We start from the raw sequence: 18,524 nt of genomic DNA, 5'->3' as shown, positions 1-18,524 counted from the left end.
GTCACTTTCGCATAACTACCTTCCTGGGTTGTAAAACACATTTGGCTTTTGCGCGCCAGAATCCTGTCTGAGCACCGCAAAGCTGTTTACCAGGAGGTACGTGTTGCAAAAAACACGATGCTATATGCTGGGCGAGCGCGCGGTGGTACTGGAGTTGTCTCCGCCCGTTTCGCTGGCCAGTCAGCAGCGAATCTGGCATCTGTGCCAGCGTTTGCAGTCACACGACGCGACCCGGGAAGTGATTCCCGGCATGAACAACCTGACGCTGCTGTTACGGGAGCCGCCCAGAGATGCCCGACAGGCGACGGCGCAACTTGAACAGTGGTGGCAGGAAAGTGAGGCGCAGGACACAGAGTCGCGCCTTGTGACCATACCGGTCATCTATGGGGGCGAGGCGGGGCCGGATTTGCGTCAGGTGGCCGACCACGCCGGCATGACGGAAAAGCAGGTCGTCGCGTTACACAGCAGCACGGATTACGCGGTTTTCTTTATTGGTTTTCAGCCCGGCTTTCCTTACCTGGCCGGCCTGGATGCGCGCCTGCATATGCCGCGCCGCGCCGAACCGCGCGTTGCGGTTCCGGCTGGATCGGTGGGCATCGGCGGCAGCCAGACCGGTGTTTATCCGCTGGTCTCACCAGGCGGCTGGCAGTTGATTGGCAGGACGCAGGTCGCGCTTTTCACACCCAGCCAGCAGCCGCCAACCTTACTTCGTCCGGGTGACAATGTCCGGTTTGTGCCGCAAAAGGAAGGGATATGTTAAACATTCTTCGCGCGGGTCTGGCAACCAGCATTCAGGATTTCGGACGCTATCACTGGCGACAGTATGGCATCGGCGTCAGTGGTGTCCTGGATCAGCCCGCCATGATCACAGCCAATCTGCTGGCAGGCAATCCGCCGGGCAGCGCCGTGCTGGAAATTGTCCTCGGACAGTTCAAAGCGGAATTCCGTCGGGATGGGTGGTTTGCACTAACGGGGGCAGGTTGTCAGGCCGAACTGGATGGCAAGCCTGTCTGGACAGGCTGGCGTTTACCGGTAAAAAAAGGGCAAGTCCTGGTGTTGAAGAAACCGATTCACGGCATGCGCAGCTACCTGGCTGTGCACGGTGGATTCGCTATTCCGCCAGTGCTGGGCTCATGCAGCACCGACATCAAGGCCGGTTTTGGCGGCTTTGAGGGGCGGACGCTGCAGGACGGCGACGTCATTCCGCTTGGCAAACCGCAACAGCACTTCACGAGCAAAAAAGGCGTGCGCCAGTTGCTCTGGGGTAACCGTATTCGGGCGTTACCCGGACCGGAATACCATGAATTCAGCGAAGCGTCACAACAGGCGTTCTGGCGAGCAGCCTGGAAGCTGAACCCTCAAAGTAATCGCATGGGCTACCGTTTGCAGGGCCCTGCTTTGCAACGCGACGTGCCGCGCGAGTTGTTATCGCATGGTCTGGTGCCCGGCGTCATTCAGGTGCCTGGAAACGGTCAGCCGATCGTCCTGCTGGCGGATGCACAGACCACCGGCGGCTATCCACGTATCGCCTGCGTCATTGAATGCGATCTTTATCATCTGGCGCAGATTCGTCTGGGCGAGCCGATTCATTTTATGCCCTGTACGCCCGAAGAGGCGCTGGCGGCAACGCGACAGCAGCAGCACGTATTGGGGCAAATGGCCTGGGGACTGGCAAATGAAAATTGATTTAAACGCCGATCTGGGCGAGGGGAGCAGCAGTGATCGTGCGCTGTTGCAGCTGGTGAGTTCCGCCAACATCGCCTGCGGCTTTCACGCAGGCGACGCGCAGATGATGTTGCAGGCCATTCGCTGGGCCAGCGAATTTGGCGTGGCGATTGGCGCGCATCCCAGCTTTCCCGATCGTGAAAACTTTGGCCGCAGTGCGATGCAACTGCCGCCGGAAACTGTCTATGCGCAAATCATCTATCAGGTTGGTGCGCTCAAAAGTCTGGCGGAAAGCGAAGGGCAGTCGCTTGTTCACGTTAAGCCTCACGGTATGTTGTATAACCAGGCGGCGGCGGATGCCACGCTGGCCGAGGCGATTGTGCGAGCCGTCAAAGCCGTCGATGCCCGGCTGATCATGGTAGGGCTGGCTAACAGTGAGTTGATTCGCGCGGCGGCCCATCACGGCCTGAAAACCCGGGAGGAGGTGTTTGCCGATCGCGGCTATCTCAGCAGCGGCGCGCTGGTGCCCCGTGGCCAGCCCGGCGCGTTGATTGAAGAGGAAGACCAGGCGATTCAGCAAACCCTGATGATGGTGCGACAGGGGCAGGTCATCAGTGTGACCGGTGAGGCGGTTCAGGTGAACGCAGAAACCGTCTGCCTGCATGGTGACGGGGCGCATGCACTGACGTTTGCGCAACGTCTGCGTGCCAGCTTTGCCAGCCATGCTATCACCGTCACCAGTCAATAAAAAAACGGCATAACCAGCCTGAACGTCTCGGGCTTACTATTTCACGAGGGGAAAAGTATGGACAGCGTAGTAAATCTCTGGCCGCTGCTGGGCATTGCTGCCATCGTCGTTGGCTTCGTTTTGCGTTTTAATCCGGTGCTGGTGGTCATTGTTTCAGGCTTCGTCACCGGGATCGCTGCCCTGATGCCGCTGGGCGATATTTTACAAAAGCTGGGTGAGGGATTTCTGAATACCCGCAACCTGCCGTTGATCCTGCTGCTGCCGCTGGCGGTTATTGGCTTACTGGAACGCCATGGTCTGAAACAGCGCGCGCAGGCGTGGATTGCCCAGATCAAAACGGCGACGGCGGGACGGTTGCTCATTGTCTATCTGTTTGTGCGTGAGGTGACTGCGGCCCTCGGGCTGACCAGTCTCGGCGGTCATCCGCAAATGGTGCGCCCGCTACTTGCGCCGATGGCCGAGGGGGCCAGCGAAAACCGCTACGGGGCCCTACCGCCCGAGGTCCGTCATCGCCTGCGTGCCATGTCCGCTGCCACCGACAACGTCGGGCTGTTCTTTGGCGAGGATATCTTTGTCGCCTTTGGCGCCATTATTTTTATGCATAATTTTATGCAGGAGTCCGCCGGTATCCAGACTGAGCCACTGCATATTGCCCTGTGGGGCATTCCCACGGCGCTCTCAGCCTTTCTGATTCATTCCGCCCGCCTGATCAGGCTGGACCGCCAGCTGGCACGAGAACTGCGCGTCATCAACAGCGAGGCCATGAAAGCCAAAGGAGAGCCGTCATGATTCAGCAACAGTATCTGATGTGGCTGGCTGGCCTGATTCTGCTGGTTGTCGCGGTTTTATCCTGGCGCGACAGCGCAAATCCGCGCCGTTTCACCACTGGCTTATTTTGGGGACTCTATGGCCTGATTTTTCTGGTGGGTGACTGGACAACCGCCCTGATGACCCAACTGATGGGCTCTGCCGAAAGCGGCACACGTACGTTGCAAATTAGCGTGGGCGTAGCGGTGGTTATCATGGGGATCCTTGCCGGTTGTGGTGGGGTAAAAATGGGCCGCTATCACCAGCGCAGTGAGGCGGAAAAACAGGCCAGTGCCCAGCGTCTGGGCAACAAACTTTTCCTGCCAGCCCTGGCGATCCCCGTTGTGACAGTGATCGGTGTGTTAGCGTTTAATAACCTTCCCGGTCTGCAAACGTGGGTGTTCGGCGCGGGCAACCATTCCACCCTGATTACGCTGTTTTCCATGGCCACAGGCTGTCTGCTGGGCTGGCTGATCGCCATGAAAATGACGCGTGAAACCCCAGTGCAGTCGATGCAGGAAACCCGACGTTTGCTGGACTGCATCGGCTGGGCATTTCTCCTGCCGCAAATCCTGGCAACCCTGGGGCTACTGTTTACGGCCGCGGGCGTCGGTGGCGCGATCTCTCATCTCACCGAACATTATCTTGCCGTGGATAACCGCTTCATTGCGGTCACGGTTTACGCGGCAGGGATGGCACTGCTCACCATGGTGATGGGGAATGCGTTCGCGGCGTTCCCGATTATTACCGCGGGCATCGGCATTCCCATTCTGGTGTTACAGCATGGCGGCAACCCGGCGGTCATGGCGGCAATCGGGATGTTTTCCGGCTACTGCGGTACGTTAATGACGCCGATGGCAGCAAACTTCAACATTGTGCCTGCTGCCTTGCTGGAGTTACCGGATCGCAACGCGGTCATCAAAGCTCAGGTGCCAACCGGTGTGCTACTGTTAATTGTTAACATTTTCTTACTCTACTTCCTGATGTTTTTGTGAGGCAGCATGAAAACGGTATTAATGACGGCATTTGAGCCCTTTGGCGGCGAATCCATTAATCCCTCCTGGCAGGCGGTCAGTGCCCTTGAAGGCCAGACTATTGACGGCGCACGCATCGTGACGCGCCAGTTGCCCGTCGTATTCAGCAAGGTGCTGGACGTGCTGTATCAGGCGCTGGAAACGATCAGGCCCGATGCCGTTATCGCTGTCGGGCAGGCAGGCGGTCGCAGCGATATCACGGTAGAGCGAATTGGTATTAATGTGGATGATGCGCGCATCCCGGATAATGCGGGCAGGCAACCCGTGGACGAACCCATCGTTCAGGATGGCCCGGCCGGATATTTTTCACGCCTGCCGATCAAAGCCATTGTGGCCGCGGTCCGGGAAGCGGGCATTCCGGCATCGGTGTCGCAAACCGCAGGAACCTTTACCTGTAACCGGGTGATGTATGGTCTGTTGCACTGGCTTGAAAGCAACGGCAGCCCGGCACGGGGCGGTTTCATTCATATTCCCTACCTGCCTGAACAGGCGGTGCATCACCCGGGTGCACCCAGTATGCCCGCCGCAACCGTTATTGAGGCGCTGAAAATTGCCGTACAAACGACCCTGACCACCGCTCAGGATGTGAAGGAAGTGGGTGGCGCAACGCATTAAGAGGACGAGTGATGCCTGAAGGACCGGAGATTCGCCGCGTGGCGGATCAGCTTGAAGTGGCCATCGTCGGCCAGCCTCTGACCGACGTCTGGTTTGCGTTTCCAGAATTGAAGACCTATGAGCCCGCATTGCTGGGAGAACAGGTGGCGTCGATAGAGACGCGCGGCAAAGCGTTGTTGACCCATTTCAGTAACGGCCTGACGCTGTATTCGCACAATCAGCTGTACGGCGTCTGGCGCATCGTCCCGCCAGACATGCAGCCCGAGACAAAACGGCAGTTACGTGTGCGTCTCGCGACGGCCAATCAGGCGATATTGCTTTACAGCGCGTCGGATATTGAACTCCTGAATGCGGAAACGCTTGCCCGTCATCCGTTTCTCAACCGCATCGGGCCGGATGTACTGAATGCGGAGTTGACCGTAGAGGCGGTCAGGGAACGGCTGTGCTCGCCGCGTTTCTGTCGCCGCCGGTTCAGCGGACTGTTACTGGATCAGGCTTTTCTGGCCGGACTGGGCAACTATTTACGTGCTGAGATCCTCTGGCTGGCCCAGTTGCTTCCCCGGCATAACGCACAGTCGCTGAGTGAGGCGCAACTGACGGCTTTCTGCGAAGCGCTGTTGTCCGTGCCGCGTCATGCCTATCGCATGCGCGGCACCATGAAAAAATACCACAGCGAAGCGGCATTTCGGTTTGAAGTGTTCCACCGCCAGGGCAAGACATGTCGCCGCTGCGGCGAAGTGATCGAAAAGGGCGTCCTGTCCGCCCGACCGTTTTACTGGTGCCCTGGCTGTCAGAGATAAAAACGCTGGCCTGTCCCGCCGTTGCACGCGGGCCATGTCACTCGTCAACGAAGGATATCGTCACCCGGTTTTCTTCACAGCATAAGGAATCATCATGACACCTGAGATTGTGACGGAAAGGTTGCGCTTAAAACCCCTGTCGCTGGAGGATGCCGATGCCATGCAGATCGCGTTTCCGCGCTGGGAAATTGTACGCTACCTGATCGATTCGGTGCCCTGGCCTTATCCCGAGGGCGGGGCACGAGACTATATTGCCAATGTCGCCTTACCGGCGGTCGCGGCCGGGACGGGCTGGTACTGGACATTGCGGCCTAAAGCGGCGGAACAGCAACTGATTGGCGTTATTTGCCTGATGGAGACGCCGGATAATAACCGGGGCTTCTGGTTGGTACCGGAGTGGCAGGGGCAGGGCTATATGACAGAAGCCTGCCTGGCCGTGACGGATTACTGGTTTACCGATCTGAAAAAACCGCTGCTGAGAACGCCAAAAGCGGCACTGAATCAGCGATCTGTGAACATTTCTGTCAACAGTGGTATGCGCTGTATCCGCACAGAGAAAAAACAGTACGTTTCAGGCACACATGACTCGCAATTATGGGAAGTGACGCGAGAAGAATGGCAGGCCTTTCGGGCATCTCAAACGTCCGCCGTTCATCCTCTCACTAAGATTCGCTCACGCTGACCGGCGGCGTCAGTAAAAAAAAGCGGCGGTGCCCGTAAGGACACCACCGCTTTTCGCCTTACCGCCCGTTGCCGGACAGCTTATTTATCCAGCTTCGAGCTGAACTCGCGTTCGGTGTAACCGGTATACAGCTGACGCGGACGGGCAATTTTCATGCCTTCGTCGTGCATTTCTTTCCAGTGCGCGATCCAGCCAACGGTACGCGCCATGGCGAAAATCACGGTAAACATGGACGAAGGGATGCCCATGGCTTTCAGGATGATACCGGAGTAGAAATCCACGTTTGGATAGAGTTTGCGCTCAATGAAGTACGGGTCGTTCAGCGCAATGTGTTCCAGTTCCAGCGCCACTTCCAGCAGATCGTCTTTCATGCCCAGTTCGTTCAGCACTTCATGGCAGGTTTCACGCATAACGGTCGCGCGCGGGTCATAGTTTTTATAAACACGGTGACCAAAGCCCATCAGGCGGAAAGAGTCATTTTTGTCTTTAGCACGGCGCACAAACTCAGGAATGTGCTCGACGGTGCTGATCTCTTCCAGCATACGCAGACAGGCTTCGTTCGCGCCGCCGTGTGCGGGTCCCCACAGGGAGGCAATACCGGCCGCGATACAGGCAAACGGGTTAGCGCCTGACGAGCCAGCGGTACGTACGGTAGAGGTCGAGGCGTTCTGTTCATGATCGGCGTGCAGAATCAGAATGCGATCCATGGCGCGTTCAAGCACAGGGTTAACCTTGTATTCTTCACACGGTGTTGCAAACATCATGTGCAGGAAGTTACCGGCATAGGAGAGGTCGTTACGGGGATAGACGAACGGCTGACCGATTGAATACTTGTAACACATCGCTGCCATGGTAGGCATTTTCGACAGCAGACGGAAAGCGGCGATTTCACGGTGGCGCTCGATGTTTACATCCAGCGAATCGTGATAAAACGCAGCCAGTGCGCCGGTCACGCCGCACATCACCGCCATCGGGTGTGAATCACGACGGAAACCGTGGAACAGACGGGTAATCTGCTCATGAATCATCGTGTGGCGCGTAACCGTTTGTTTAAACTCTTCAAACTGGGCTTTCGTGGGGGCTTCACCATTTAACAGGATGTAGCACACTTCCAGGTAGTTAGAGTGGGTAGCCAGTTGGTCAATAGGGAAGCCGCGGTGAAGCAGAATGCCTTCATCACCATCGATAAAGGTGATTTTTGATTCGCAGGACGCTGTAGACGTGAAACCAGGATCGAAGGTAAACAGGCCGTTGGAACCCAGTTGACGGACATCGACGACATCCTGGCCCAGCGTGCCTTGCAGTACACCCAGTTCAATGGACGTTTCATCTGATAGGGTTAGCGTCACTTTTTTATCTGTCATTTTCGTCTCCATAGCGCCTTAGGCAGGTAAGGATCTTTCGACACCTGAAACGCGTGCATGTTGCAATTTGGCAGTACTTCACGGTGTCACTCTGCATTATAAGCAGTGAAGGGTACAGAGTGAGAGGCGCGTTCCACTGGAAATGTAAAGCCGTGACATGTGCATATCGCGGTTGTTAAAGATCCGGTCAGGACATAACTTCTTTGTAACCAATAACCTGATGGTATTTAAAGCGGTTACCGGCAATGTTACATAACTTCAGCTTAGGAGAAAGTGTATCCCCATAACTTTTGTGCATCATAGGATTTTATCGGACTAGTTTGTAACTGAATTGTTGAACTATTGTCAAATCAGATAATTAAATTTGTATGAATTGTGAAAAACGTGAGTGGGATCACTGTTCCATCGAAAATTCTCCAAAGAGTTTGTAGGGGAATTGTAATCAGAATGTGATCGTCCTATACTTCCGGCCAGGTCTCCGGAACACCCTGACACCAGGAGCCACCCAGCGTTTGTACCACGTCATTTAACACTGGATGTTGCTATTTTGGTGACGGATTAAGACTGAACCTTTTTTTCGGGTTTGGGCCTGTCTTCCGGAGGAAGCAAAATAAAAAAGAGCTGTGTGGGCAAAACCGTGAAAAAACAAAGACCTGTCAACTTGGATCTCTCGACGATCCGGTTTCCCGTTACTGCAATATCGTCCATTCTCCACCGTGTCTCCGGCGTCATCACTCTGGTTGCTCTCGGCATCCTGTTGTGGCTTCTCGGTCTTTCTCTCTCCTCTCCTGAAGGTTTTCAGCACGCGGCATCTATCATGAGCGGCTTCTTTGTGAAGTTTATCATGTGGGGCATTCTGACCGCGTTGGCCTATCATACGGTGGGCGGGATACGTCATATGTTAATGGATTTTGGTTATCTGGCGGAAACGCTCGAAGCAGGTAAGCGTTCTGCGCAGGTGACATTTGGTATTACTGTCGTGCTTTCAATCTTAGCAGGAGTCCTCGTATGGTAAGCAATGCATCCGCGTTGGGTCGCAATGGCATTCAGGACTGGCTGTTGCTGCGCGCGTCGGCAATCCTTATTACGCTTTACATCATCTACATGCTCGGTTTCGTGGTGATGACAGACACGCTGACGTATGACATCTGGCGTGGCTTCTTTGCCTCAGCATTTACAAAAGTGTTCACGCTCCTGACGCTGTTTTCCATCCTGATCCACGGCTGGATTGGTATGTGGCAGGTCTTAACGGACTACGTGAAATCGCTGGCGGCGCGTCTGCTGTTACAGCTGGTTATCGTGGTGGCACTGTTGTCATATGCAATTTATGGGTTTGTTGTGGTGTGGGGTGTATAAATGAAGTTACCAGTCAGAGAATTTGATGCCGTGGTGATCGGCGCAGGTGGCGCGGGTATGCGCGCGGCACTGCAAATCTCCCAGTCGGGCCAGACGTGCGCCCTGCTGTCCAAAGTGTTCCCAACCCGTTCTCATACGGTATCCGCGCAGGGCGGTATTACCGTTGCGCTGGGCAATACCCATGACGATAACTGGGAATGGCATATGTATGACACCGTCAAAGGCTCCGACTATATCGGCGACCAGGACGCGATTGAATACATGTGCCACGTCGGTCCGGAAGCGATTCTGGAACTGGAACACATGGGCTTACCTTTCTCCCGTCTTGATGATGGCCGCGTTTATCAGCGTCCGTTTGGTGGTCAGTCAAAAAACTTCGGTGGTGAGCAGGCGGCGCGTACTGCCGCGGCAGCTGACCGTACTGGCCACGCCCTGCTGCATACGCTGTATCAGCAGAACCTGAAAAACAAAACCACCATCTTCTCCGAATGGTATGCACTGGATCTGGTCAAGAATGACGACGATGCGATTGTGGGTTGTACTGCTATCTGCATGGAAACCGGTGAAACCGTCTACTTCAAAGCCAAGGCGACCATTCTGGCGACCGGTGGTGCAGGACGTATCTATCAGTCGACGACCAATGCCCACATTAACACTGGCGACGGTGTTGGCATGGCGCTGCGCGCAGGTGTACCGGTGCAGGACATGGAAATGTGGCAGTTCCACCCAACCGGTATCGCAGGTGCGGGTGTGCTGGTCACCGAGGGCTGCCGCGGTGAAGGCGGCTATCTGCTGAACAAACACGGTGAGCGCTTCATGGAGCGCTATGCGCCAAACGCCAAAGACCTGGCAGGTCGTGACGTGGTGGCCCGTTCTATGATGGTGGAAATTCGTGAAGGCCGGGGCTGTGATGGTCCATGGGGCCCGCACATCAAGTTGAAACTTGACCATCTGGGTGCCGAAGTGCTGGAGTCACGTCTGCCGGGAATCCTGGAACTGTCCCGTACCTTTGCGCACGTTGACCCGATTAAAGAGCCGATTCCTGTTATCCCAACCTGTCACTACATGATGGGCGGCGTACCGACCAAAGTGACCGGCCAGGCGCTGCGCGTCAATGCGCAGGGCGAAGATGAAGTGATTCCGGGCCTGTTCGCTGTGGGTGAAATCGCCTGCGTATCTGTTCACGGCGCGAACCGTCTGGGCGGAAACTCACTGCTGGACCTGGTGGTCTTTGGTCGCGCGGCGGGTGTTCATCTGCTTGAATGTCTGGAAGAGCAGGGCGAACTGCGCGAAGCCAGTCAGGAAAACATCGATGCTGCCATGGCGCGCTTCAATCGCTGGGAGAACAACACCACGGGTGAAGATCCGGTTGAAATCCGTAAAGCGTTGCAACGCTGCATGCAGAACAACTTCTCGGTTTTCCGCGAAGGTGATGCCATGCGTGAAGGTCTTGAAGAGCTGAAAGTGATTCGTGAGCGCCTGAAGTCTGCGCGTCTGGATGACCGTTCACCCGACTTCAATACACAGCGTATCGAGTGCCTTGAGCTGGATAACCTGATGGAAACCGCCTATGCCACAGCGGTTGCGGCTAACTTCCGTACAGAAAGCCGTGGTGCACACAGCCGCTTCGACTATCCGGAACGTGATGATGCGAACTGGCTGTGCCATAGCCTCTATGTTCCGCAAACGGAAAGCATGACGCGCCGTGAGGTGAACATGCAACCGAAACTGCGTGCGGCCTTCCCGCCAAAAGCGCGTACCTACTAATTGCGGAGATCATCATGAGACTAGAATTTTCGATCTATCGTTATAACCCGGACGTCGATGATAAACCGCGCATGCAGGATTACAGCCTGGAAGCGGAAGATGGCCGTGACATGATGCTGCTGGACGCGTTGATCCGTTTAAAAGAAAAGGATCCTACGCTGGCTTTCCGTCGCTCGTGCCGTGAAGGCGTGTGCGGATCAGATGGCCTGAACATGAACGGTAAAAACGGCCTGGCCTGCATTACGCCGGTTTCCGCCTTAGGCAACGGTAAGCAGAAGATTGTGATTCGTCCTCTGCCTGGCCTGCCTGTGGTGCGCGACCTCGTGGTAGACATGAGCCAGTTTTATACTCAGTATGAGAAAATTAAGCCTTTCTTGTTGAACAACGGTGAAAACCCACCTGCGCGTGAGCATCTGCAGACGCCGGGCGAGCGTGAGCATCTGGACGGCCTGTATGAGTGTATTCTCTGCGCCTGTTGCTCAACCTCATGCCCGTCGTTCTGGTGGAATCCCGATAAGTTCATCGGGCCTGCGGGTCTGCTGGCGGCATACCGCTTCATTATTGACAGTCGCGACACCGAAACCGATGCGCGTCTGGATAATCTGAGCGATGCATTCAGCGTGTTCCGCTGCCACAGCATCATGAACTGTGTCAGCGTGTGTCCTAAAGGTCTTAACCCCACGCGCGCCATCGGCCATATCAAGTCGATGCTGCTGCAACGCGGGGCATAGTGATACAGCCGGGAACCTCAGGTTCCCGGTGTTTTACGGAAGCCTCTTTAAACGCGGTCCCGACCACGTTTACAAAGGTTCCCTTACGGGCCGGGCGCGCGCTGCGCACAGTGCTCGTATCGCTGAACTCACTACGGCAAACCGCGAAAGCGGCAACAAATGAAACCTCAATAAAGCATAACATTGCTTAAGGGATCACAATGCAGAACAGCGCGATGAAGCCCTGGCTGGACTCCTCCTGGCTGGCCGGCGCGAATCAGTCTTACATAGAGCAACTCTATGAGGATTTCCTGACCGATCCTGACTCTGTGGATGCAGTGTGGCGCTCGATGTTCCAACAGTTACCAGGCACGGGAGTGAAACCCGAGCAGTTCCACTCCGCGACCCGCGAATATTTCCGTCGCCTGGCGAAAGACGCATCTCGTTACACCTCCTCAGTCACCGATCCGGCAACCAACTCCAAGCAAGTGAAAGTGCTGCAACTGATCAACGCGTTTCGTTTTCGCGGCCATCAGGAAGCAAACCTGGATCCGCTTGGCCTGTGGAAACAGGACCGTGTTGCCGATCTCGACCCTGCTTTTCACGATCTGACCGACGCCGATTTTCAGGAAAGCTTTAACGTAGGTTCTTTTGCTATTGGCAAAGAAACCATGAAGCTGGCCGATCTGTTCGAGGCGCTGAAGCAGACTTACTGTGGTTCGATTGGTGCAGAGTACATGCACATCAACAACACCGAAGAGAAACGCTGGATTCAGCAGCGTCTCGAATCCGGTGCTGGCCACTGTTCGTTCAGCGGTGAAGAGAAAAAAGGTTTCCTGAAAGAGCTGACTGCGGCAGAAGGCCTTGAAAAATATCTGGGCGCAAAATTCCCGGGTGCCAAACGCTTCTCGCTGGAAGGCGGTGATGCACTGGTGCCTATGCTGCGTGAGATGATTCGTCATGCAGGTAAAAGCGGCACCCGCGAAGTGGTGCTGGGGATGGCGCACCGTGGCCGTCTCAACGTTCTGATTAACGTGCTGGGTAAAAAGCCACAGGATCTGTTCGACGAGTTCTCAGGCAAACATAAAGAACACCTGGGCACCGGTGATGTGAAATATCACATGGGCTTCTCATCGGATATCGAAACCGAAGGCGGTCTGGTACACCTGGCGCTGGCCTTTAACCCGTCTCACCTGGAAATTGTCAGCCCGGTGGTCATGGGGTCGGTGCGTGCCCGTCTGGATCGTCTGGCTGAGCCGGTCAGCAACAAAGTGCTGCCCATCACTATTCACGGTGATGCGGCGGTCATTGGTCAGGGCGTGGTGCAGGAAACCCTGAACATGTCTCAGGCCCGCGGCTATGAAGTCGGTGGCACCGTGCGTATCGTGATCAACAACCAGGTGGGTTTCACCACCTCGAATCCGAAAGACGCGCGTTCTACACCGTACTGTACTGACATTGGTAAAATGGTGCTGGCACCGATTTTCCACGTCAATGCGGACGATCCGGAAGCGGTGGCCTTTGTGACCCGACTGGCGCTGGACTATCGCAATACCTTTAAACGCGATGTGTTTATCGATTTGGTGTGCTATCGCCGCCATGGTCACAACGAAGCGGATGAGCCAAGCGCCACGCAGCCGTTGATGTACCAGAAAATCAAAAAGCATCCCACACCGCGTAAAATCTACGCCGATCGTCTGGAAAGCGAAGGTGTCGCGTCGCAGGAAGATGCCACCGAGATGGTCAATCTGTACCGTGATGCGCTGGATGCCGGCGAATGCGTGGTGCCAGAATGGCGTCCGATGAGCCTGCACTCCTTCACGTGGTCACCGTATCTGAATCACGAGTGGGATGAACCCTATCCGGCTCAGGTGGACATGAAGCGTCTGAAGGAGCTGGCGCTGCGTATCAGCCAGATCCCTGAAGAGATTGAAGTCCAGTCTCGCGTCGCCAAGATCTATAATGATCGTAAGCTGATGGCCGAAGGCGAGAAAGCGTTTGACTGGGGCGGGGCTGAAAATCTGGCGTACGCCACGCTGGTCGATGAAGGCATTCCGGTACGTTTGTCGGGTGAAGACTCCGGCCGTGGCACCTTCTTCCACCGTCATGCCGTAATCCACAATCAGACCAACGGTTCAACCTACACGCCACTACATCATATTCATAACAGTCAGGGTGAATTCAAAGTCTGGGACTCCGTCCTGTCTGAAGAAGCCGTGCTGGCCTTTGAATACGGTTATGCCACCGCAGAGCCGCGCGTGCTGACCATTTGGGAAGCGCAGTTCGGCGATTTTGCTAACGGTGCGCAGGTGGTGATTGACCAGTTCATCAGCTCCGGCGAGCAAAAATGGGGCCGTATGTGTGGCCTGGTGATGCTGCTGCCACACGGCTATGAAGGTCAGGGCCCTGAGCACTCCTCCGCCCGTCTGGAACGTTATCTGCAGCTCTGCGCTGAGCAGAACATGCAGGTCTGCGTACCCTCAACACCGGCTCAGGTTTACCACATGCTGCGTCGTCAGGCGCTGCGCGGTATGCGCCGTCCGCTGGTGGTGATGTCACCGAAGTCGCTGTTGCGTCATCCTCTGGCGATTTCCTCGCTGGATGAACTGGCAAACGGCAGCTTCCAGCCAGCGATTGGCGAAATTGACGATCTGGATCCGCAAGGCATCAAGCGCGTCGTGTTGTGCTCCGGTAAGGTCTACTACGATCTGCTGGAACAGCGCCGTAAAGACGAAAAAACCGATGTCGCTATCGTGCGTATCGAACAACTTTACCCGTTCCCGCATCAGGCGGTACAGGAAGCGTTAAAAGCGTATTCCCACGTACAGGATTTTGTCTGGTGTCAGGAAGAGCCACTGAACCAGGGTGCCTGGTACTGTAGCCAGCACCATTTCCGTGATGTGGTACCGTTTGGTGCAACGCTGCGTTATGCAGGTCGCCCGGCATCGGCTTCACCGGCCGTGGGTTATATGTCCGTACATCAACAACAGCAGCAAGACCTGGTTAATGACGCACTGAACGTCAATTAATTAAAAGGAAAGATAATGAGTAGCGTAGATATTCTCGTTCCCGACCTGCCTGAATCGGTTGCAGATGCCACAGTAGCAACCTGGCACAAGAAACCAGGCGATGCAGTCAGTCGCGATGAAGTCATCGTCGAAATTGAAACCGACAAAGTGGTTCTGGAAGTGCCGGCGTCTGCGGACGGCGTGCTGGAAGCCGTACTGGAAGAGGAAGGGGCAACCGTTACCTCTCGTCAGATTCTCGGCCGCCTGAAAGAAGGCAACAGCGCTGGCAAAGAAAGCAGTGCGAAAGTCGACAGCAACGAATCCACACCAGCCCAGCGTCAGACCGCTTCTCTGGAAGAAGAGAGCAACGATGCGCTGAGCCCGGCGATTCGTCGTCTGATTGCCGAACACAACCTTGATGCCTCACAGATTAAAGGCACCGGCGTGGGTGGACGTTTAACGCGCGAAGATGTTGAAAAACATCTGGCGAACAAACCGCAGGCAGACAAAGCCGCGGCACCGGCATCTGACGCGCAGCCTGCCCAGCAGCCTGTGGCTAACCGCAGCGAAAAACGTGTGCCAATGACGCGCCTGCGTAAGCGCGTCGCGGAACGTCTGCTGGAAGCCAAGAACAGCACCGCCATGTTGACAACCTTCAACGAAATCAACATGAAGCCGATTATGGATCTGCGTAAGCAGTACGGCGAAGCGTTCGAGAAGCGTCACGGTGTGCGTCTGGGCTTTATGTCGTTCTACATTAAAGCCGTGGTGGAAGCGCTGAAGCGTTACCCTGAAGTCAACGCCTCAATTGATGGCGAAGACGTGGTTTACCACAACTACTTTGATGTCAGCATCGCCGTTTCTACCCCACGCGGCCTGGTGACCCCTGTTCTGCGTGATGTGGATGCGCTGAGCATGGCTGACATCGAGAAGAAAATTAAAGAACTGGCAGTAAAAGGCCGTGACGGCAAGCTGACGGTTGACGATCTGACGGGCGGTAACTTCACCATCACCAACGGTGGTGTGTTTGGTTCACTGATGTCAACGCCAATCATCAACCCGCCACAGAGCGCAATCCTGGGCATGCACGCCATTAAAGATCGTCCTATGGCGGTGAATGGTCAGGTTGTGATCCTGCCAATGATGTACCTGGCGCTCTCTTATGATCACCGTTTGATCGATGGTCGTGAATCTGTCGGCTATCTGGTCGCAGTGAAAGAGATGCTGGAAGATCCGGCGCGTCTGCTGCTGGATGTCTGATTCATCACTGGGCACGCGTTGCGTGCCCAACCTCAATACTCTTTTCAGATCTGAATGGATAGAACATCATGAACTTACACGAATACCAGGCTAAACAGCTGTTTGCACGGTATGGCATGCCAGCACCGACCGGCTACGCCTGTACTACACCACGTGAAGCAGAAGAAGCGGCATCGAAAATCGGTGCAGGCCCGTGGGTAGTTAAATGTCAGGTTCATGCCGGTGGCCGCGGTAAAGCGGGCGGTGTGAAGGTAGTTAACAGTAAAGAAGACATCCGTGCTTTCGCTGAAAACTGGCTGGGTAAACGTCTGGTGACCTACCAAACTGACGCCAATGGCCAGCCGGTAAACCAGATTCTGGTTGAAGCGGCGACCGACATCGATCAGGAGCTGTATCTGGGTGCCGTGGTCGACCGTGCAACGCGTCGCGTGATCTTCATGGCGTCAACCGAAGGTGGCGTGGAAATCGAGAAAGTGGCGGAAGAAACCCCGCACCTGATCCACAAAATGGCGCTCGATCCGCTGACCGGTCCTCAGCCTTATCAGGGCCGTGAGCTGGCGTTCAAACTGGGCCTGACCGGCAAGCAAGTCAGCCAGTTCACCAAAATTTTCATGGGTCTGGCGACCATGTTCCTGGAACGTGACCTGGCGATGGTTGAGATCAACCCGCTGGTCATCACCAAACAGGGCGATCTGATCTGTCTGGATGGCAAACTGGGTGCCGATGGCAATGCCCTGTTCCGTCAGCCAGAGCTGCGTGAAATGCGCGATCCAAGCCAGGAAGACCCACGTGAAGCACACGCAACGCAGTGGGAACTGAACTATGTTGCGCTGGAAGGCAACATCGGTTGTATGGTTAACGGCGCAGGCCTGGCGATGGGCACCATGGACATCGTTAAGCACCACGGCGGTCAGCCAGCAAACTTCCTGGATGTCGGCGGTGGCGCGACCAAAGAGCGCGTAACGGAAGCCTTCAAAATCATCCTGTCTGACGATGCCGTGAAAGCGGTTTTCGTTAACATCTTCGGCGGCATCGTGCGTTGCGACCTGATCGCAGACGGCATCATCGGTGCAGTGGCAGAAGTGGGTGTGAACGTACCGGTTGTGGTACGTCTGGAAGGTAACAACGCTGAGCTGGGCGCTAAGAAACTGGCGGACAGTGGTCTGAACATCATTGCAGCAACCAGTCTGACAGACGCGGCACAGCGTGTTGTTGCTGCTGCGGAGGGTAAATAATGTCCATTTTGATCGACAAAAACACCAAAGTCATTTGCCAGGGTTTCACCGGCGGACAAGGGACGTTCCACTCTGAGCAGGCGCTGGCTTACGGCACGCAGCTGGTCGGCGGTGTGACGCCAGGCAAAGGCGGCACCACTCATCTGGGCCTGCCGGTGTTTAACACCGTGCGTGAAGCGGTTGAAGCCACTGGCGCAACGGCAACCGTCATCTACGTTCCGGCTCCGTTCTGTAAAGACGGTATCCTGGAAGCGATCGATGCCGGCATCAAGCTGATCATCACCATCACCGAAGGCATCCCGACGCTGGATATGCTGACCGTGAAAATGAAGCTGGATGAAGCGGGCGTTCGCATGATCGGGCCAAACTGCCCGGGTGTGATCACCCCAGGCGAATGTAAGATCGGTATCATGCCGGGCCACATTCATCAGCCAGGCCGCGTCGGTATCGTATCGCGTTCAGGTACGCTGACGTATGAAGCCGTTAAGCAGACTACCGATATCGGTTACGGCCAGTCTACCTGTGTCGGTATTGGTGGTGACCCGATCCCGGGTTCTAACTTCATCGACATCCTGAAAATGTTCCAGGACGATCCACAGACTGAAGCGATCGTCATGATCGGTGAAATCGGGGGCAGCGCGGAAGAAGAAGCGGCTGCCTTTATCAAAGATCACGTGACCAAGCCGGTTGTGGGCTACATCGCAGGCGTGACCGCGCCGAAAGGTAAACGTATGGGCCATGCAGGCGCCATCATCGCCGGCGGTAAAGGTACGGCAGACGAGAAGTTTGCTGCACTGGAAGCGGCGGGCGTGAAAACCGTACGCAGCCTGGCTGACATCGGTGATGCTGTTAAAGCCGTTCTGCCAGCGAAGTAATCGCATCCACTGAAAAAGCCACCTTCGGGTGGCTTTTTTTATGGCTGGCAAAACATTGCCGCACAGCCACAAGGCCGGTCACGAACGTGGGTAGTGAAAAAAGGGCGCTGGCCGGACGGGCAGGGCGGATTGCAGGCAGGATGATTGCCTGTCACTTACTTAAAAAATACGCTGCCCTCAGGCCCGTTTTTTAGATATTGAATAAGAACGTGAAATAACCATTAAATTAATTTAAGTATTGCCCCGTTTATTTGCTATGATGAATTCAGCCCACCGCATCGTCATCGCGGATCGTTAAGTTATTAAAAAGGGATCAAAGTTAAATTTCTTTATAATTAAAAATTAATAAGAGACAATTTTTTAACAAAGAACGCTTAAGAACATATTTTTAACTTTGCTTCATTATTCCAGATCAACTTCCCCTTATATATAACAAACTTTACCGCTAGCAAAGCCTACCGTTAAGCGCTTAAATTGCGCTGCATCAATCCAGCCTTTTAAAAAAATAAACAAACGTTTGTTCAAATACGGGAAAGCATCAATTTTTATTTATCCCCCGTTAAGCGTTTGAACCACGCCGCTGCGTTGATGTTTAACC

17 protein-coding genes are annotated in these 18,524 nt (G+C 55.2%); 16 read left to right on the top strand and 1 reads right to left on the bottom strand.

Annotation, left to right across the window (positions count from 1 at the left end; translation table 11 throughout):
• Positions 1–103 precede the first annotated feature (103 nt).
• From pxpB to RAC90_RS06620, 8 genes are all read left to right on the top strand, one after another.
• Entirely contained in the window at positions 104–760 is a 657-nt protein-coding gene (gene pxpB / locus RAC90_RS06655; protein WP_033739332.1) for a 5-oxoprolinase subunit PxpB, read from the top strand.
• A complete protein-coding gene (gene pxpC, locus RAC90_RS06650) occupies positions 754–1,686 on the top strand; it encodes a 5-oxoprolinase subunit PxpC (protein WP_039337974.1) in 933 nt (310 codons plus the stop codon). Before pxpB ends, pxpC begins: the two co-directional genes overlap by 7 nt.
• The gene (gene pxpA, locus RAC90_RS06645; RefSeq protein ID WP_133745082.1) at positions 1,676–2,413 is read left to right on the top strand and encodes a 5-oxoprolinase subunit PxpA; all 738 of its coding nucleotides are present in this window, start codon (positions 1,676–1,678) and stop codon (positions 2,411–2,413) included. Before pxpC ends, pxpA begins: the two co-directional genes overlap by 11 nt.
• 57 nt (positions 2,414–2,470) lie before the next feature.
• Positions 2,471–3,202 carry a DUF969 domain-containing protein gene (locus RAC90_RS06640; protein ID WP_006118446.1) on the top strand — a complete coding sequence of 244 codons (732 nt, stop codon included), beginning with the start codon at positions 2,471–2,473 and terminating at the stop codon, positions 3,200–3,202.
• The gene (locus RAC90_RS06635) at positions 3,199–4,215 is read left to right on the top strand and encodes a DUF979 domain-containing protein (protein WP_205955001.1); all 1,017 of its coding nucleotides are present in this window, start codon (positions 3,199–3,201) and stop codon (positions 4,213–4,215) included. The genes RAC90_RS06640 and RAC90_RS06635 overlap by 4 nt, the downstream gene beginning before the upstream one ends.
• Before the next feature lie 6 nt (positions 4,216–4,221).
• Positions 4,222–4,869, top strand: coding sequence for a pyroglutamyl-peptidase I (pcp, locus tag RAC90_RS06630; protein WP_375124137.1), 648 nt, complete (start codon positions 4,222–4,224; stop codon positions 4,867–4,869).
• Positions 4,870–4,880: 11 nt separating this feature from the next.
• Positions 4,881–5,669, top strand: a complete 789-nt coding sequence (gene nei / locus RAC90_RS06625; RefSeq protein WP_039337980.1) for an endonuclease VIII — start codon at positions 4,881–4,883, stop codon at positions 5,667–5,669.
• A gap of 94 nt (positions 5,670–5,763) precedes the next feature.
• Complete coding sequence (locus RAC90_RS06620) at positions 5,764–6,351, top strand: GNAT family N-acetyltransferase (RefSeq protein WP_033739342.1); 588 nt, start codon at positions 5,764–5,766, stop codon at positions 6,349–6,351.
• Positions 6,352–6,431: 80 nt separating this feature from the next.
• Here the strand turns inward: RAC90_RS06620 and RAC90_RS06615 are convergent, their stop codons facing one another.
• Complete coding sequence (locus RAC90_RS06615; RefSeq protein WP_006118451.1) at positions 6,432–7,715, bottom strand: citrate synthase; 1,284 nt, start codon at positions 7,713–7,715, stop codon at positions 6,432–6,434.
• 625 nt (positions 7,716–8,340) lie between these two features.
• On the opposite strand from RAC90_RS06615, the gene sdhC reads away from it, so the two are divergent.
• From sdhC to sucD, 8 genes are all read left to right on the top strand, one after another.
• Positions 8,341–8,730: a succinate dehydrogenase cytochrome b556 subunit gene (gene sdhC / locus RAC90_RS06610; RefSeq protein WP_033739345.1), complete on the top strand. Its 390-nt coding sequence runs from the start codon at positions 8,341–8,343 to the stop codon at positions 8,728–8,730.
• A complete protein-coding gene (gene sdhD, locus RAC90_RS06605) occupies positions 8,724–9,071 on the top strand; it encodes a succinate dehydrogenase membrane anchor subunit (protein ID WP_006118453.1) in 348 nt (115 codons plus the stop codon). The genes sdhC and sdhD overlap by 7 nt, the downstream gene beginning before the upstream one ends.
• Positions 9,072–10,838, top strand: a complete 1,767-nt coding sequence (sdhA, locus tag RAC90_RS06600; protein ID WP_006118454.1) for a succinate dehydrogenase flavoprotein subunit — start codon at positions 9,072–9,074, stop codon at positions 10,836–10,838. It abuts the gene before it with no gap.
• Between the two features lie 14 nt (positions 10,839–10,852).
• On the top strand, positions 10,853–11,569 hold the full coding sequence (locus RAC90_RS06595; protein WP_006118455.1) for a succinate dehydrogenase iron-sulfur subunit: 717 nt from the start codon (positions 10,853–10,855) through the stop codon (positions 11,567–11,569).
• Positions 11,570–11,769: 200 nt separating this feature from the next.
• Complete coding sequence (gene sucA / locus RAC90_RS06590; RefSeq protein ID WP_006118456.1) at positions 11,770–14,577, top strand: 2-oxoglutarate dehydrogenase E1 component; 2,808 nt, start codon at positions 11,770–11,772, stop codon at positions 14,575–14,577.
• A 15-nt stretch (positions 14,578–14,592) separates the two neighbouring features.
• Positions 14,593–15,816: a 2-oxoglutarate dehydrogenase complex dihydrolipoyllysine-residue succinyltransferase gene (gene odhB, locus RAC90_RS06585; protein WP_006118457.1), complete on the top strand. Its 1,224-nt coding sequence runs from the start codon at positions 14,593–14,595 to the stop codon at positions 15,814–15,816.
• A 68-nt stretch (positions 15,817–15,884) separates the two neighbouring features.
• Positions 15,885–17,051: an ADP-forming succinate--CoA ligase subunit beta gene (gene sucC / locus RAC90_RS06580; RefSeq protein WP_006118458.1), complete on the top strand. Its 1,167-nt coding sequence runs from the start codon at positions 15,885–15,887 to the stop codon at positions 17,049–17,051.
• The gene (sucD, locus tag RAC90_RS06575; RefSeq protein ID WP_006118459.1) at positions 17,051–17,926 is read left to right on the top strand and encodes a succinate--CoA ligase subunit alpha; all 876 of its coding nucleotides are present in this window, start codon (positions 17,051–17,053) and stop codon (positions 17,924–17,926) included. The genes sucC and sucD overlap by 1 nt, the downstream gene beginning before the upstream one ends.
• Positions 17,927–18,524 lie beyond the last annotated feature (598 nt).

Origin of the sequence: Pantoea sp. CS_6 (assembly GCF_041954745.1) — a bacterium.
In the GTDB taxonomy this organism is placed as follows: Bacteria; Pseudomonadota; Gammaproteobacteria; order Enterobacterales; family Enterobacteriaceae; genus Pantoea; species Pantoea stewartii.
The sequence above is the reverse complement of the archived record's forward strand: the minus strand, read 5'-3'. Positions and strand labels throughout refer to the sequence as shown.